The sequence below is a fragment of the Burkholderia sp. BDU5 genome, assembly GCF_001522845.1.
Classification (GTDB): domain Bacteria; phylum Pseudomonadota; class Gammaproteobacteria; order Burkholderiales; family Burkholderiaceae; genus Burkholderia; species Burkholderia mayonis.
The window spans coordinates 1-14,958 of sequence record NZ_LOWC01000103.1; the positions used below are offsets into that span (position 1 = coordinate 1).

Annotated in this window: 14 protein-coding genes and 2 tRNA genes; 8 read left to right on the forward strand and 8 right to left on the reverse strand. The window is 66.3% G+C overall.

The annotated features are described in order from the left end of the window. Positions 1 to 396: 396 nt before the first annotated feature. A tRNA-Leu gene (locus WS69_RS15790) sits at positions 397 to 481 on the reverse strand. A gap of 226 nt (positions 482 to 707) precedes the next feature. Between WS69_RS15790 and rnr the strand changes: the two genes are divergently transcribed. The 6 genes from rnr to WS69_RS15820 all read left to right on the forward strand — a co-directional run bounded on the left by rnr (position 708) and on the right by WS69_RS15820 (position 8,408). Further along, on the forward strand, positions 708 to 3,143 hold the full coding sequence (gene rnr, locus WS69_RS15795) for a ribonuclease R (RefSeq protein ID WP_059471697.1): 2,436 nt from the start codon (positions 708 to 710) through the stop codon (positions 3,141 to 3,143). Positions 3,144 to 3,277: 134 nt separating this feature from the next. Continuing rightward, entirely contained in the window at positions 3,278 to 4,021 is a 744-nt protein-coding gene (rlmB, locus tag WS69_RS15800; RefSeq protein WP_059471674.1) for a 23S rRNA (guanosine(2251)-2'-O)-methyltransferase RlmB, read from the forward strand. A 353-nt stretch (positions 4,022 to 4,374) separates the two neighbouring features. Beyond that, complete coding sequence (locus WS69_RS15805; RefSeq protein ID WP_059471675.1) at positions 4,375 to 5,271, forward strand: N-acetylmuramoyl-L-alanine amidase; 897 nt, start codon at positions 4,375 to 4,377, stop codon at positions 5,269 to 5,271. Between the two features lie 312 nt (positions 5,272 to 5,583). After that, entirely contained in the window at positions 5,584 to 6,279 is a 696-nt protein-coding gene (gene rpiA / locus WS69_RS15810) for a ribose-5-phosphate isomerase RpiA (protein WP_059471698.1), read from the forward strand. A gap of 336 nt (positions 6,280 to 6,615) precedes the next feature. Further along, positions 6,616 to 7,329, forward strand: a complete 714-nt coding sequence (locus tag WS69_RS15815) for a FadR/GntR family transcriptional regulator (protein WP_059471676.1) — start codon at positions 6,616 to 6,618, stop codon at positions 7,327 to 7,329. 95 nt (positions 7,330 to 7,424) lie between these two features. After that, entirely contained in the window at positions 7,425 to 8,408 is a 984-nt protein-coding gene (locus WS69_RS15820) for a Gfo/Idh/MocA family protein (protein ID WP_059471677.1), read from the forward strand. Between the two features lie 56 nt (positions 8,409 to 8,464). Here WS69_RS15820 and WS69_RS15825 read toward each other — a convergent pair whose 3' ends face one another. The 7 genes from WS69_RS15825 to WS69_RS15855 all read right to left on the reverse strand — a co-directional run bounded on the left by WS69_RS15825 (position 8,465) and on the right by WS69_RS15855 (position 13,891). Then, a complete protein-coding gene (locus WS69_RS15825; protein WP_059471678.1) occupies positions 8,465 to 9,124 on the reverse strand; it encodes an amino acid ABC transporter permease in 660 nt (219 codons plus the stop codon). A 130-nt stretch (positions 9,125 to 9,254) separates the two neighbouring features. After that, positions 9,255 to 10,049, reverse strand: coding sequence for a cystine ABC transporter substrate-binding protein (locus WS69_RS15830; RefSeq protein ID WP_059471679.1), 795 nt, complete (start codon positions 10,047 to 10,049; stop codon positions 9,255 to 9,257). Between the two features lie 97 nt (positions 10,050 to 10,146). Next, entirely contained in the window at positions 10,147 to 11,184 is a 1,038-nt protein-coding gene (locus WS69_RS15835) for a quinone-dependent dihydroorotate dehydrogenase (protein ID WP_059471680.1), read from the reverse strand. 102 nt (positions 11,185 to 11,286) lie between these two features. Continuing rightward, positions 11,287 to 12,117: an arginyltransferase gene (locus tag WS69_RS15840; RefSeq protein WP_059471681.1), complete on the reverse strand. Its 831-nt coding sequence runs from the start codon at positions 12,115 to 12,117 to the stop codon at positions 11,287 to 11,289. Between the two features lie 33 nt (positions 12,118 to 12,150). Continuing rightward, complete coding sequence (gene aat, locus WS69_RS15845; RefSeq protein WP_059471682.1) at positions 12,151 to 12,918, reverse strand: leucyl/phenylalanyl-tRNA--protein transferase; 768 nt, start codon at positions 12,916 to 12,918, stop codon at positions 12,151 to 12,153. Positions 12,919 to 12,926: 8 nt separating this feature from the next. Further along, on the reverse strand, positions 12,927 to 13,472 hold the full coding sequence (locus WS69_RS15850; RefSeq protein WP_010103946.1) for an NUDIX hydrolase: 546 nt from the start codon (positions 13,470 to 13,472) through the stop codon (positions 12,927 to 12,929). Positions 13,473 to 13,814: 342 nt separating this feature from the next. Continuing rightward, a tRNA-Met gene (locus tag WS69_RS15855) sits at positions 13,815 to 13,891 on the reverse strand. A 217-nt stretch (positions 13,892 to 14,108) separates the two neighbouring features. On the opposite strand from WS69_RS15855, the gene WS69_RS15860 reads away from it, so the two are divergent. Continuing rightward, the gene (locus WS69_RS15860; RefSeq protein WP_059471699.1) at positions 14,109 to 14,606 is read left to right on the forward strand and encodes a heme-degrading domain-containing protein; all 498 of its coding nucleotides are present in this window, start codon (positions 14,109 to 14,111) and stop codon (positions 14,604 to 14,606) included. 4 nt (positions 14,607 to 14,610) lie between these two features. Beyond that, positions 14,611 to 14,949: a DMT family transporter gene (locus WS69_RS15865; RefSeq protein WP_059471683.1), complete on the forward strand. Its 339-nt coding sequence runs from the start codon at positions 14,611 to 14,613 to the stop codon at positions 14,947 to 14,949. The last annotated feature ends 9 nt before the right edge of the window (positions 14,950 to 14,958 follow it).

Below are 14,958 nucleotides of genomic sequence, written 5' to 3' on the forward strand. Positions count from 1 at the left end.
GCGTGGCCCCTTTGTCGTTGACTGTTTCGCTCAACCTTGTGCCGTCGTTTAACGGCGCTTTTACACCGGCGCTAACAGCTGGAACTCATTGGCGCGAGCAAGTCGTTCGGGGCCGTGCGCGCGCTGATCGACGGCAATCTGGACACCCCCAGCACAGATCCCGGCGTGCACGATTCGCGCACCGGGGCTCGTGCTTGGGGTATTCGTACTTTTCGCGCAATTTCTGGCGGCTTGGTCGGAAAAATCCCAGCCGATCAGGGCATTCCTCTGCTTTCGTGTATACGTAAAAAGCGTGGATGTCGGAGGAACGCAGTGGGAAGGGGAAACAAAAAACCCCGTAAGACGTTGACCTTACGGGGTTTCTCGGATTGCTATGGTTCTTGCTGGAAGAACCGTTGGTGCCCAAGAGAGGACTCGAACCTCCACGGAGTTACCCGCTAGTACCTGAAACTAGTGCGTCTACCAATTCCGCCACCTGGGCAGGTGCGTGTGCTGCAAAGACCGCCATTATAGACGGCCGATCGCGTCTGTCAATACTTTTTCATCGTCCGCGCGGGCCGCGGCGAGCGCGGCGCAACACGCGGCGCGCGGTCCGTTTGCCGCAGCGGCGGGTGTTAGAATGGGGCGGCATGAGCGGCGCGCCCGTTCGGCTCCGCTTGCCGCGGTCGCGCAAGCCAAACGCAACGAGAAAAATCATCGACAAGCCCTTGAGCAAGTATCCGTATCCCATTCCGAGCCGCGAAGAGATTCTCGGCGTGCTGCGCACGAGCGACGCGCCGCTTGCGGCGAACGACATCGCCGAAGCGCTGTCGATCAAGCGTCAGGAGCGCGAAGGATTTTTTCGGCGCGTCGCCGCGATGGAGCGCGACGGCCAGATCCGGCTCGACAAGCGCGGCCATTATCAGCTGACGCATCCGTCCAACTTCGTCGCGGGCCGCGTGCAGGGCCATCGCGACGGCTACGGCTTCGTGATCCGCGACGACGGCCAGGACGACCTGTTCCTGCCGAACGCCGAGATGCAGAAGGTGATGCACAACGACCGCGTGCTCGCGCGGATCGTCGGCTACGACCGGCGCGGCCGGCCGGAAGGGCATGTCGTCGAGGTGACCGAGCGCGCGAACAAGCGCGTGATCGGGCGTCTCCTCAACGAGAACGGCGCGCTCATCGTCGCGCCCGAGGACAAGCGGATCGGCCACGACATCCTCGTCGCGCAGAACGCGAAGAAGGCGAAGGTCGGGCAGGTCGTCGTCGTTGAGCTCACCGATTTTCCTAGCCGTCATTCGCAGCCGCTCGGCCGCGTCGTCGAGGTGCTCGGCGACATCGACGATCCCGGCATGGAGATCGAGATCGCGGTGCGCAAGTACGGCGTGCCGCACGAGTTCGGCACGGACGCGCTCGGCGAGGCCGCGGCGCTGCCGGACAAGGTGCGGCCCGTGGATCTGCGCTATCGCGTCGATCTGCGCGACGTGCCGCTCGTCACGATCGACGGCGAGGACGCGCGCGACTTCGACGACGCCGTATATTGCGAGCCGATCCCGGTCGGCCGCGGCGAGGGCTTTCGCCTCATCGTCGCGATCGCGGACGTGTCGCACTACGTGCAGCCGGGCAGCCCCCTCGATGCCGACGCGGTCGAGCGCAGCACGTCCGTCTACTTCCCGCGCCGCGTGATTCCGATGCTGCCCGAGAAGCTGTCGAACGGGCTCTGCTCGCTGAATCCGCAGGTCGACCGCTGCGTGCTCGCGTGCGACATCGTCATCACCGCGCGCGGCGACATCAAGGCGTATCAGTTCTATCCGGCCGTGATCCACTCGGCCGCGCGCCTCACGTATACCGAAGTGGCCGCAGTGCTCGCGAACACGAAGGGGCCGGAGGCCGCGCGCCGCGCCGAGCTGATGCCGCACCTGCAGAATCTGTACGGCGTTTACAAGGCGCTCTTCGTCGCGCGGCAAAAACGCGGCGCGATCGATTTCGACACGACCGAAACGTACATCGTCTGCAACGCGCAGGGCAAGATCGAGCAGATCCTGCCGCGCCAGCGCAACGACGCGCATCGTCTGATCGAGGAATGCATGCTCGCCGCGAACGTCTGCGCGGCGGATTTCCTCAAGCGCAACAAGCACCCGGGTCTCTACCGCGTGCACGCGGGGCCGACGCAGGAAAAGCTCGAGAACCTGCGCGCGTTCCTGCGCGACATGGGGCTCACGCTGGGCGGCGGCGACACGCCGCACGCGAGCGACTACGCGGCGCTGATGGCGCACATCCGCGACCGGCCCGACGCGCAGATGCTGCAGCCGATGCTGCTGCGCTCGATGCAGCAGGCGGTCTACAGCCCGGACAACATCGGCCACTTCGGTCTCGCGTACGATGCGTACGCGCACTTCACGAGCCCGATCCGCCGCTATCCCGACCTGCTCACGCACCGCGCGATCTACGCGATCCTGTCCGGCAAGAAGTACACGCCGAAGTCGCCGGAAGGCATCGAGCTGAACACCGCGCTGTCGCCGCGCGCCCGCGCGATGCAGCGCGAGGACGACGAAGTGCGCGGCCGCACGCGTTCGAACACGGCGATCTGGGAAGAGCTGGGGCTCCACTGCTCGGCGAACGAGCGGCGCGCAGACGAGGCGTCGCGCGACGTCGAAGCGTGGCTCAAGTGCTATTTCATGCGCGACAAGCTCGGCGAGGAGTATGGCGGGATGGTGAACGGCGTGACGTCGTTCGGCATCTTCGTGCAACTCGACGCACTCTTCATCGAGGGCCTCGTGCACGTGACGGAGCTGGGCGCCGACTACTTCCAGTACGACGAAGTCAAGAACGAGTTGCGCGGCGAGCGCACGGGCATCCGATATCGGCTGTCCGATCGCGTGCGCGTGCAGGTGAGCCGCGTGGACCTCGACGCGCGCAAGATCGATTTCCGGCTCGTGCGCGAGGCGCCCGTCAAGGCGCCGCGTCCGGCGGCGTCGGCGGCCGCGGTGGAGCCGGGCGGTCCGCGCGTACGCTCGCTGCCGCCCGCTGATGCGCCGGCGCGCCGCAAGAAGACCGTGAGCGCGCCGAGCGCAGCGGTGAAGGAAGCGCGCGCGGCGCGCAAGAAGGGCGCCGCGTCGAAGCCGGCCGCGAAAAAGGCGCGTTCGCGCAAGAAGTACTGATCGAGCGCGTCGCCGTCGAGCGGCGACGCCGATTGACCGGGACGCCGCGCACCCGGACGGGCGCGCGGCGCTTCCATTTTCAATGCGGCCGAGCGATGCGCGGCCGCGCGTTTTGATCGAAGGTTGTTCCAGCCATGTCACGTCTGAAGGTTCTCTACGGTTTTCATGCAGTGACCGCACGCATGCGGCACGATGCGTCGACGGTCGCGGAGGTGTTCTATGATCAGACGCGCCGCGACCGCCGGATGCAGGATTTCCTGCATGCCGCGAAAGAGGCGGGCGTGCGTCTCATCGCCGCCGACGAGACGCGGCTCTGGGGGCTCGCGCATACCGAGCGTCACCAGGGCGTCGTCGCGCGCGTCGAGGATCTGCCGCTTGCGCAGAACCTTGCCGAGCTGCTGGACGGTATCGCCGGGCCGGCGCTGCTGCTCGTGCTCGATGGCGTGACCGATCCGCACAATCTGGGCGCATGCCTGCGCGTCGCCGACGCGGCGGGCGCGCACGCGATCGTCGCGCCGCGCGACCGTGCGGCCGGGCTCAACGCCACCGCCGCAAAGGTCGCGAGCGGCGCGGCCGATACGGTGCCGTACATCACGGTGACGAATCTCGCGCGGGCGCTGCGCGAGCTGAAGGACGCGGGCGTATGGGTGATCGGCACGTCGGACGATGCGACGGCGAGCCTCTACGACACGAAGCTCGACGGTCCGGTTGCGCTCGTGATGGGCGCGGAAGGCGAGGGAATGCGGCGCTTGACGCGCGACACGTGCGACGAAGTGATGTTCATTCCGATGGCGGGGAGCGTCGAGAGCCTGAACGTGTCGGTCGCGAGCGGCGTGTGCCTGTACGAGGCGGTCCGGCAGCGGGGCGCGAAGCAGTAAGTGCGCCGCGTGCGCGTTTGCCGCCGGGTTCGAGCGGCGGGCGAGCGCAGCTTCGTCCACGATGCTCGATGGCGCGCGGGCGGCGGCTTGTGTCGCGGATGCGCTCGCATGCGTCGCAGCCGAGGGGAATCGAAGCGAATCGAATCGCGACGCGGTGGTTTTCATCGGCAAGAGGCGCCAATGCGCCTCTTTCTGGATTGCGACACGTGGCGGCCGCTCGGCCACATCGTTTGCCGTTTTCGCAAAACAGACACAAAACGCGCAAGAATGCGATCGACTAAGCGTCTAGAATGGGGCGCTCATGTCGGGGCAGTCTCGTCCCGGCGACCGCAGATTTACCGAGCGCCGTCATCATGAAATTCCCTTTCCGTTACGCGTTTCTCGCGAGCCTCAGCCTGCTCGCCGCCTGTACGACACCCACGCTCGTCAATCACGGCGACTATTATGCCGACACGAGCCACCCCGCGCGCAGCGTCGATTCGCGCATCCGTTTCCTCGTCATGCATTACACCGAGATCGGCGAGGCGCAATCGCTGCGCGTGCTGACGCAGGAAAACGTCAGCGCCCATTACGTCGTGCCCGATCAGCCGAGCCTCGAGCGAGGCGTTCCCGTCGTCTATCAGCTCGTCCCGGAAAGCGAGCGCGCGTGGCACGCGGGCGTGAGCTCGTGGCAGGGCACGACCGAATTGAACGGCGTGTCGATCGGCATCGAGAACGTGAATCGCGGCCCGATCGATACGCCGCAGGGCCGCATGTGGGCGCCGTATCCGCCCGCGCAGGTCGACGCGATCGTTCGGCTTGCGAAGGACATTGTCGCCCGCTACCAGATTCCGCCGACGCGCGTCGTCGGTCACAGCGACATCGCGCCGCAGCGCAAGACCGATCCCGGCCCGCTGTTCCCGTGGCGCGCGCTCGCGAAGGCGGGCGTCGGCGCGTGGCCCGACGACGCGACGGTGGCCGCGCGTCTCGCGGGGAGGCCGCCGAAGTCGCTCGTCGACGTGTGCGAACTGCAACTCAAGCTCGCGCGCTACGGCTACGACGTCGCGACGGACGGCGTGCTCGACGATCGCACACGGCGCGTGATCGCCGCGTTCCAGATGCATTTCCGGCCGACCGATTACGCCGGCAATCCGGATGCGGAAACCGACGCGATCGCGCAAGCGCTGCTCGATAAGTACATGCCCTCGCAGCCGGCGCCCGAGCGCGACGCGGCGGCGGCCGACGTGGCAAGCGCGGTTGCGGCGCCGTGAACGTGTTTGGCGCTCGGGCGACGATGCGGCCGAGTCGCTAAGCGATTAATCGACTATGCGGCTAATCGACTGCGGGACTGAACGGCGAAGCGACTGAACGGCTGAGCGACCGAGCCGCCAAGCGGCGAGCGGCGAGCGGCGAGCGGCCGGAAGACCAAGCGATCAAGCGACGAAGCGATTACTGATCCAAACGGCCAAGCGTCGCCGCCGCGACACGTGGCCTCGCTGTCGCCGTCGGATCGAAAAAAAACGTCGAGCGGAGCGTCTCCGGTAAACTTGCGTTTTTCGCACTTCGATTGCTCGACGCTTCTCATGACACAAGACGAACTCAAACGCCTCGTCGGCGAGGCCGCTGCCCAATACGTGATCGACAACGTGCCGGAAGGCGCGGTGATCGGCGTCGGCACGGGCTCGACCGCCAACTGCTTCATCGACGCGCTCGCGGCCGTCAAGGACCGCTATCGCGGCGCGGTGTCGAGCTCGATGGCGACGACCGAGCGGCTGAAGTCGCATGGCATCAAGGTCTTCGACCTGAATGAGATCGAGTCGCTCCAGGTGTATGTCGACGGCGCCGACGAGATCGACGGCGGCGGCGCGATGGTCAAGGGCGGCGGCGGCGCGCTGACGCGCGAGAAGATCGTCGCTTCGGTCGCCGAAACGTTTGTCTGCATCGCCGACGCGAGCAAGCGCGTCGCGGTGCTCGGCCAGTTCCCGCTGCCTGTCGAGGTCGTGCCGATGGCGCGCACCGCGATCGGCCGCCGGCTCGCCGTGCTCGGCGGCGTGCCCGTGCTGCGCGTGAAGCAGGACGGCGCGCCGTACGTCACGGACAACGGCAACGAGATCCTCGACGTGAAGGGCCTGCGCATCGAAGACCCGCGCGCGCTCGAAGCGACGATCAACGGCTGGCCCGGCGTCGTGACGGTCGGTCTGTTCGCCGAGCGCGGCGCGGATCTGTGCCTGCTCGGCACCGAACACGGCGTCGAGACGCTGCGCTACGTCAAGCGTTAATCAATCATTCAAGAATGAATTCGATGCGCGAAAGCAATTAAGTCGGTTAAATCCAATCATAAGAATTTTGATTGCCGACGCTTTCGGCACCCCTTCAATCCGAGGTCCAGCGAGCTTGCAACAAGCTTGCTGGACCTATTTTTTTGGGGTCGTTTTTTTCTGGATATAGTAAGAGGGATTACCCTGTCAGGTGTTTTCCAGATAGCGGAATTGCGACGAACTCAGCAACGTATCGTTCATAAGAACAAAGCTGAAAGTCACGTCATTTCGATACAGAGGGCCGGCGAGACTGCGAGGGCATTGTGCCAACACAGGTGATGTTCGGGGAGAGGTCTCATGGAGCAAGGAAAGGACCGGTCACTGGTCAGTAAAGTGATGGATGGGCTTGTCACGGGAATCGTCGAGGACAAGTATGGCGGCATCTTGCCGCCGCAGGATGTGCTGTCGAAAGAGTTCGACGTCAGCCGCACCGTGATGCGTGAAGCGCTCTCGATGTTGCTGGCGCGCGACATGCTGGACGTGCGTCCGAAGGTCGGCACGCGCGTGCGGCCGATGAACCACTGGAGAATGATCGACGAAGACGTCGTGAACTGGCGTTTCCGGGCCAAACCGGATCGGCAGTTCATGCGCGACGTGATCGAGTTTCGGACACTGATCGAGCCGCGCGCGACCGCGCAGGCGGCAAGCCGCGCGACCGCGGCCGAGATCGCGGGCATACGGGAGGCATTCGAGCTGTTCAAATTGGCCGAGCCGGGGACACCGGCATATGACGAGGCGGATGAGCTGCTGCATACGCGGATCGTGCATGCGAGCGGCAATCAGTTCTTCCAACAAATGGCGGCGATCATTCGCGGCGCGCTGCGCGTCGTGAATCCACGGATGAGCAGGCGCGACGACATCCGCGCGCTCGCGCTCAAGTCGCACGGGCGGGTGGTCGAGGCGATCGAACGGCGCGATGCGCGCGAGGCGGAAGCGGCCGCGCTCGAGCTGATCGACTACACGGCAGAGGAGATGCGCGACTTCGCAGTCGAGGTGCCCGAGCGCAATTGAACGCCGTGCCGTGTCGCATGCCGGCCGTTTATCATGACGGCCGGCGGGGCTGCGGGCCCGACGCCGGACTTTCTCAGCGACACGGAATTGACTCGATGACCGAATATCAACCGACGCCGATTCGCTTCGGCATCGTCGGCGCGGGCAGCATCGCACGCCGGTTCGCACAGAGCGTCGCGCACGTGCGCGACGCCGCGCTCGCGCACGTGTGGGCGCGCCGCGCCGATGCGGCGGCCGCGTTTTGCGGCGCGCATGGCGGCGTGCCGTGCGCAAGCTTCGACGCGTTGCTCGCATCCGACATCGATGCGGTCTACATCGCGACGCTGAACGACAGCCACGCGTGCTATGCAAGCGCGGCGCTTGCGGCCGGCAAGGCGGTGCTCTGCGAAAAGCCCGCGACCGTCAACACGCGCGAGTTCGATGAGGTGCTGGCCGTCGCGCGCGCGAAGAAGCGCCTGTTCATGGAGGCGATGAAGCCGCCGTTCTATCCGCTGTACCGGAAGCTGCGCACGCATCTCGAGCGCGATCCGATCGGCGACGTCGCGCTCGTGCGCGCGGGCTGCGCATCGTCGACGGTGCCGGCCGAGCATCCCGTCTACCGCTTCGAGCGGGCGGGCGGCGCGCTGCTCGACATCGGCATCTACGAGATGTTTCTTGCGGTCGACTGGCTTGGCGCGCCGCTCGACGTGCAGACGCTCGGCCGCGTCGGCGCGACAGGCGTCGATGTGTTCGCGAGCGTCAACGCGCGGCACGAGCGCGGCGTGTCGCAGCTATTCTGCGGGCTCGACGTGATGGGACGCGGCGACGCGCTCCTCGCGGCGGCGGGCGGCTACGTGACGATTCACGAGAACTGGTGGAATCCGGCGCGCGCGACGATCCGCTACGCGGACGGCCGTGTCGTCGAGCTCGACGAGCCGTTCGAGGGCGGCGGCCTCAACTACGAGACCGCGCACTTCTGCGAGCTGCTGCGCGCGGGAGCGCTCGAGAGCCCGGTGATGACGCACGATCATTCGCGGCGGATGATCGCGATGACCGACGCGGCGCGCGCGGCGCTCGGCGTACGCTATCCGATGGATTGATTGATGACGCGGGCGCGTTGGCTCGCGCGACGCGCGCGTCGGCGCAACAATTCCGATCAATGTCGGCTCGGCAACGCGAGCCGCCGCTCATACCAGCGCTGCACCCATTCGAGGATCTGGCACAGCACCCAGTAGACGGCCGCCGCGGCGAGATAGAGCGGCAGCGGCTGATAGGTCGACGCGATGATTTCCTGCGCGCTGCGCAGCAGCTCGGTGACGGTGATCACCGACACGAGCGACGTGTCCTTGATCAGGCTGATGAGACTGTTCGACAGGCTCGGCACCGCGATCCGCAGCGCCTGCGGGCCGATCACGTAGCGCAGCGTCTGCCGCCACGACAGCCCGAGGCTGTACGCCGCGAGCCATTGTCCCTTGTCGATCCCGTTGATCGCGCCGCGCATGCTTTCGGACATGTAAGCGGCGACGTTCGCGGACAGCGCGATCACGCCGGCGGGCGTCGGTTCGAGCGAGATGCCGAGGCTCGGCAGTCCGTAATAGATGACGAAGATCTGAACGAGGAGCGGTGTGCCGCGCATCACGCTCACGTAAGCGCGCGCGAGGCCGGCAAGGACCGCGCTGCGGCCGATGCCCATCAGCGCGAGCACGACGGCGCCGACGAGGCCGAGCACCATCGACAGCACGGCGAACTTGACGGTCAGGAGCGCGCCCTGGAGCAGGACCGGGAGCGACTGGACGAGGAGAGAAGTGATCGACATGTGAAGCGAGGACGAAGCTTGCGCGAAAGCGCAATCATAAACCGGGCGCGCAATGCAAAGGGCGGCACCGTTGCGGATGCCGCCCTCGTTCGCCGCCGGATGGGCGCGGCAAGACTACGCGACTACGCGCTCACTTGACGGGCTTCGTCACGTCGATGCCGAACCACTTGTCCGAGATCTTCTTGAACGTGCCGTCGGCTTCGAGCTGCGTTATCGCGTCGGCGATCGCTTTCGCGAACTTCGGATTGCCCTTCTTGAACGGGATGCCCGACGGGTTCGCCGAACCGACGTTCGCGCCCGGGCGCAGCGGAAGCTGCGAGGTCTTCGTCAGATACGCGAGCATCAGACGGTCGTTGAGCGCCGCATCCAGCCGGCCGGCCGCGAGGTCGCGCAGGTATTCGGGCGCGCCCGGATACGTCTTCACGTCGATGCCCGGCACCGACTTCGCCATGTCCATGTAGTTCGTGCCGAGCGCGACGCCGAGCTTCTTGCCCTTCAGGTCCTCGAGCGACTTGAACTGGCGCGCGTCGTCCTTGCGCTGGATCAGTTGCGCGGACGAGAACGTGTACGCCGGCGAGAAGTCGAGCGTTTCGCGGCGCTTGTCGGTGATGCCGACCTGGTTGACGATCACGTCGAACTTGCCTGCCTGCAGGCCGGCGATGATGCCGCTCCATTCAGTCGTGACGAATTCGGGCTTCACGCCGAGCTTCGCCGCGATCGCTTTCGCGATGTCGACGTCGAAGCCGACGAGCTCGCCTTGCGGGTTCTTCGAGTTGAACGGCGGGAACGTGCCTTCGAGGCCGATCCGCAGCGTGCCGCGTTGCTTGACTTCGTCGAGCAGGTCCGCGGCGTGCGCGGTGGCGGCGACGAACGACGCGCCGATCAGGCCGGCGACCAGAAGCTTCTTCAGCGACGCAATTTTCATCGTGTTGTTTCCTTGCCTGGGATGAGACCTTGATATCGATCGCGCAATGATAGCGATATAACAATCGATATCTAAATATCCTTTGTTTATTTCTATATCACTGCGCGCGCCCGCGAGCGACCGCCTTCACGCACTCGGCGACGAGCGCCGGGCCGCGATAGATGAAGCCCGTGTACACCTGCACGAGCGACGCGCCCGCCGCGAGTTTCGCACGGGCGTCCTCGCCGGAGAAGATTCCGCCCACGCCGATGATGGGTACGGCGTCGCCGAGCTCCGCATGCAGCTTGCGGATCACCGCGTTCGACGCGTCGAACACCGGCCGCCCGGACAGCCCGCCCGCTTCGTCGGCGTGCGGCAGGCCCTTCACCGCTTCGCGCGACAGCGTCGTGTTGGTCGCGATCACGCCTTCGATCTTGTGGCGCAAGAGCGTCGCGGCGATTTCCTTGATCTGCTCGTCGTCGAGATCGGGTGCGATCTTCAGCGCGAGCGGCACGAGCTTGCCGTGCAGGTCGGCGAGGCGCTGCTGCTTGTCCTTCAGCGCGGCGAGGAGGGCGTCGAGCTCGCCCGCGCCCTGCAACTGGCGCAGGTTCTTCGTGTTCGGCGACGAGATGTTGATCGTCACGTAGCTCGCGAACGGGTAGACGCGCTCGAGGCAGTACAGGTAGTCGTCGGCCGCGCGCTCGATCGGCGTGTCGGCGTTCTTGCCGATGTTCAGGCCGAGCACGTCGCGGTAGCGCGCCGCCTGGACGTTCTTCACGAACTGGTCGACGCCGCTGTTGTTGAAGCCCATCCGGTTGATGAGCGCCTCCGCCTCGGGCAGCCGGAACATCCGCGGGCGCGGGTTGCCGGGTTGCGCCCGCGGCGTGACCGTGCCGACCTCGATGAAGCCGAAGCCGAGCGCGGCGAGGCCGTCGATCGCCGCGCCGTCCTTGTCGAGACCGGCCGCGAGCCCGACCGGGTTGCGGAACGTGAGCCCCATCACGGTGCGCGGCGCATCGGGCACGCGCGCGGCGAGCGCGCACGCGAGGCCGGTGCGGCCCGCGGCGCCGAGCATGCGCAGGGTCAGATGGTGGGCGTCTTCCGCATCCATCTTGAAGAGGGATGCGCGGGCAAGCGGATAGAGGGAGCTAAACACGGAAGAGGCGGCGGCGGCCGGAAAATTGACAACCCGTTATTTTAGCCGAGAAGCGCCGCCGCGCCTTCCGCGGGCGGCGCGGCGTGGGCGCCGCTCAAGCCGTCAGCGCGTGCCCGAATGGCCGCCCGGCAGCGGCGCGCGTCCGAGCGCGGCATCGACGGGCGGCAGGTCCACGAGCGTCGGGTCGAGCACTTTCCAGCGGCCGTCGACGAGCCCTTCGAGCGGATGGAAGTTCGCCTTGTAGGCCATCTTCGGGCTCTCGCGAATCCAGTAGCCGAGGTAGACGTACGGCAGGCGCAGGCTCTTCGCCTGTTCGATCTGCCAGAGGATGTTGTAGGTGCCATAGCTCGCGTGCGGCTCGTCCGGATCGAAGAACGTGTAGACGGACGACAGGCCGTCGCCGAGGATGTCGATCATGCTGACCATCCGCAGCGCGCTCGCCCCGTTCTCGGGCGGATCGAGATCGCGAAACTCGACGAGCCGCGAGTTGATCCGGCTCTGCAGCAGGAATTGCTCATATTGATCGCGGCTGTCGCGGTCCATGCCGCCGCCTGCGTGGCGCGCCGACTGGTAGCGCATGTAGAGCGCGTAGTGCTCTTCGTCGTAGTGGAGCGGCGAGACGGTCGCGACGAGCGCGCGATGGCGTTTCCACATGCGCCGCTGCGTGCGGTTCGGCGTGAACGCGTCGACCGGCACGCGCACCGGCACGCACGCGCGGCAGCCGTCGCAGTAAGGGCGGTACGTGAACACGCCGGAGCGACGGAAGCCCGCCTTCACGAGTTCGGTGTAGATGTCGGAATTGATCAGATGACTCGGCGTCGCGACTTGCGAGCGCGCGATGCGCCCGTCCAGATAACTGCACGGGTAGGGGGCCGTCGCATAGAATTGCAACGCCGAAAGCGGTGAAAGCGGCAGCTCAGTGGGATGAGTCATGGGCAGCTCTCGATGTATTGATGTTTTGCCGCGCTAACGATCCAATGCATCCGTTGCCGTCGCCGAAGCGGCATGGCCCAGCAGCCCGGCGACGACGGTCTTGTCGAACCGCCACGGTATCGCCGGCTCGCCGACGGCGCGGCGCACGTGCGCGACGAACGCCTTGCGCGCGATCTCGCGGCCGCCGAGCGACGCCAGATGCGACGTATTCTGCTGGCAGTCTATCATTTCCACCCTGTGCTCGCGCAGGTGCGCGACGAGCGCCGCGAACGCGATTTTCGACGCATCGCTCACGTCCGCGTACATCGATTCGCCGAAGAACATCCGGCCGAACGACACGCCGTAGAGGCCGCCCACGCGCTGGCCGTCGAGCCAGGTTTCGATGCTGTGCGCGTCGCCCGCACGGTGCAGCGACGAATACGCGTCGATGATCTCCGCGGTGATCCACGTGCCGCGTTGCCCGCGTCGCGGCGCCTGCGCACACGCGCGCATCACGCCGGCGAAGTCGCAGTCGACGCGGATCTCCCAGCGCGGCTCGCGCAGCACGCGCTTGAGCGTCTTCCGGAAGGTCGCCGAGATCTTGAATTCGGCCGGCGCGAGGATCATCCGCGGATCGGGGCTCCACCACAGCACCGGTTGGCCGTCCGAATACCACGGGAAGATGCCGCGCCGGTACGCGTCGATCAGGCGCGACGGCAGGAGATCCGCGCTCGCGGCGAGGAGGCCGGGCGCGCCGCTCGCCGCGCCGAGCGCGCGCTCGACGCTCGGAAACGGATCGTCGGGGCCGAGCCAGGGGACCATGCGCGCGCCTAGCCGTTACGCAGCGAGCGGAAGATGTCGCCCGTATGGACGCCGTAGTCGCCCGCCTCGCGGTCGGCGAAGAAGAACCGCAGCGTCTGGCTGACGGTCGGGAACGCGATCTCGTCCCACGGGATGTCGGGCTCGTCGAAGAGCCGCACCTCGAGACTTTCCTCGCCCGCCTCGAACGACGGATCGACGAGGCGCGCGAGATAGAACAGATGCACTTGATGAACGTGCGGCACGTTCAGCAGCGTGAAGAGATTCTGCACCTCGACGCGTGCGCCCGCTTCCTCGAGCGTCTCTCGCGCGGCGGCTTCGGCCGTCGTCTCTCCCATCTCCATGAAGCCCGCGGGCAGCGTCCAGTAGCCGTAGCGCGGCTCGATCGCGCGCCGGCACAGCAGCACCTGATCGCCCCAGACGGGGATCGTGCCCACGACGTTGCGCGGGTTCTGATAGTGGATCGTGCCGCAATGGTCGCAGACGAAGCGCTCGCGATTGTCTCCCGGCGGGATGCGCGCAATGACTTCGTGACCGCAAACGGAACAGAATTTCATAGGAAGGGGATGGGAAATGGTGATGCGAGTGTATCACCGGGCGACGGCATTCTCGAACGCCCGCTGTCGAGCGCGACGCCGAACGGGCGGGCGCGGCGGCGCGGTACGTCGCCTGCGTTCCGCGCCGCCGCGATTTCCCGATTTCCGCTTGCGCATTTCCGGTTGCACGCTTCGCGCCGGCGATGTGCGATGGCGCCCGAATGCAGATCGGCGACGCAATTGCGCAGGCGCCGAAAAAGCAAAAAGCCCACCGTGGAGGGCGGGCTTTCTGATCGATTTCGACGTGGATTCATCCGTTTTCGCATGCTCGTGCGCGTTGAGCGCTGCTTGCGAAATCTGGCTTGGTTGCGGGGGTAGGATTTGAACCTACGACCTTCGGGTTATGAGCCCGACGAGCTGCCAGACTGCTCCACCCCGCGTCCGTCGAAAACGAAATTATAAGGAGTTACCCGAAGAATTGCAACACCTTGCCGACGATTTCTATTCGCCGCCGTGCTCGAACGGTTCGAAGGCGGTGCTGCGCTAGAATCGGGCGATCTCGTCGGCCGCGTCGCACGGGCCGCGCAATGCGCCTGCCGTCCGATGCGAGCGGCCATTCCCTTTCCGTATTTTCGCCATCGTTCGCACACACGCTTCATGGACATTGCTCTCGATCTGCAGTCGATCGCCGTACAGGAAAAGACCCTCGTGTTCCCGCAGTTCGACGCCGCACGCGCGTGGGCGCTCGGCTCGCAGCTGCGCGAACTCGCACTCGCGCGCGGCCACGCGGTCGCGATCGACGTGCGCACGTTCGGCCAGCCGCTCTTCTTCGCGCTGCTCGACGGCGCGTCGCCCGACAACGTCGACTGGGCGCGCCGCAAAGGCAACGTCGTCGCGCATTTCCGGCGCAGTTCGTATGCGGTCGGCCTGCGGATGCAGCAGACGGGCGCGACGCTTGCTGACAAGCACGGGCTCCCCGTCGCCGAATACGCGTCGCATGGCGGCGCGTTTCCGCTGACGGTCGCGGGGGCGGGCGTGATCGGCTCGGTCACCGTGTCGGGGCTGCCGCAGCGCGGCGACCACGAACTCGTCGTCGAGGCGCTGTGCGCGCAACTCGGCCACGCGTACGACGCGCTTGCACTCGCTAGGAACTGACGCGATGCAACTACCAGGTTACGCATGGCTCGCGATCGCGATCGTCGCCGAGGTGATCGGCACGTCGGCGCTGCGCGCGGCCGAAGGCTTCACGCGGCTCTGGCCGACGGTCGTCGTCGCCGTCGGCTACGGCACCGCGTTCTATTGCCTGTCGCTGACGCTGAAGAGCATACCCGTCGGCATCGTGTACGCGATCTGGTCGGGCGCGGGCATCGTGCTCATCACGCTCGTCGCGGTCGTTCTCTATCGGCAGGTGCCGGACTGGCCCGCGGTCGTCGGGCTCGCGCTCATCGTATCGGGCGTCGCGGTGCTCAATCTCTTTTCGAAGATGCAGGCGCATTGACGGTCGCGC

Excerpts from the sequence above, each read along its gene's own strand:
- rlmB (WP_059471674.1), top strand. The coding sequence starts at position 3,278 with ATGTCACGTCTGAAGGTTCTCTACGGTTTTCATGCAGTGACCGCACGC.
- WS69_RS15805 (WP_059471675.1), top strand. The coding sequence starts at position 4,375 with ATGAAATTCCCTTTCCGTTACGCGTTTCTCGCGAGCCTCAGCCTGCTC.
- rpiA (WP_059471698.1), top strand. The coding sequence starts at position 5,584 with ATGACACAAGACGAACTCAAACGCCTCGTCGGCGAGGCCGCTGCCCAA.
- WS69_RS15815 (WP_059471676.1), top strand. The coding sequence starts at position 6,616 with ATGGAGCAAGGAAAGGACCGGTCACTGGTCAGTAAAGTGATGGATGGG.
- WS69_RS15820 (WP_059471677.1), top strand. The coding sequence starts at position 7,425 with ATGACCGAATATCAACCGACGCCGATTCGCTTCGGCATCGTCGGCGCG.
- WS69_RS15825 (WP_059471678.1), bottom strand. The coding sequence starts at position 9,124 with ATGTCGATCACTTCTCTCCTCGTCCAGTCGCTCCCGGTCCTGCTCCAG.
- WS69_RS15830 (WP_059471679.1), bottom strand. The coding sequence starts at position 10,049 with ATGAAAATTGCGTCGCTGAAGAAGCTTCTGGTCGCCGGCCTGATCGGC.
- WS69_RS15840 (WP_059471681.1), bottom strand. The coding sequence starts at position 12,117 with ATGACTCATCCCACTGAGCTGCCGCTTTCACCGCTTTCGGCGTTGCAA.
- aat (WP_059471682.1), bottom strand. The coding sequence starts at position 12,918 with ATGGTCCCCTGGCTCGGCCCCGACGATCCGTTTCCGAGCGTCGAGCGC.
- WS69_RS15850 (WP_010103946.1), bottom strand. The coding sequence starts at position 13,472 with ATGAAATTCTGTTCCGTTTGCGGTCACGAAGTCATTGCGCGCATCCCG.
- WS69_RS15860 (WP_059471699.1), top strand. The coding sequence starts at position 14,109 with ATGGACATTGCTCTCGATCTGCAGTCGATCGCCGTACAGGAAAAGACC.
- WS69_RS15865 (WP_059471683.1), top strand. The coding sequence starts at position 14,611 with ATGCAACTACCAGGTTACGCATGGCTCGCGATCGCGATCGTCGCCGAG.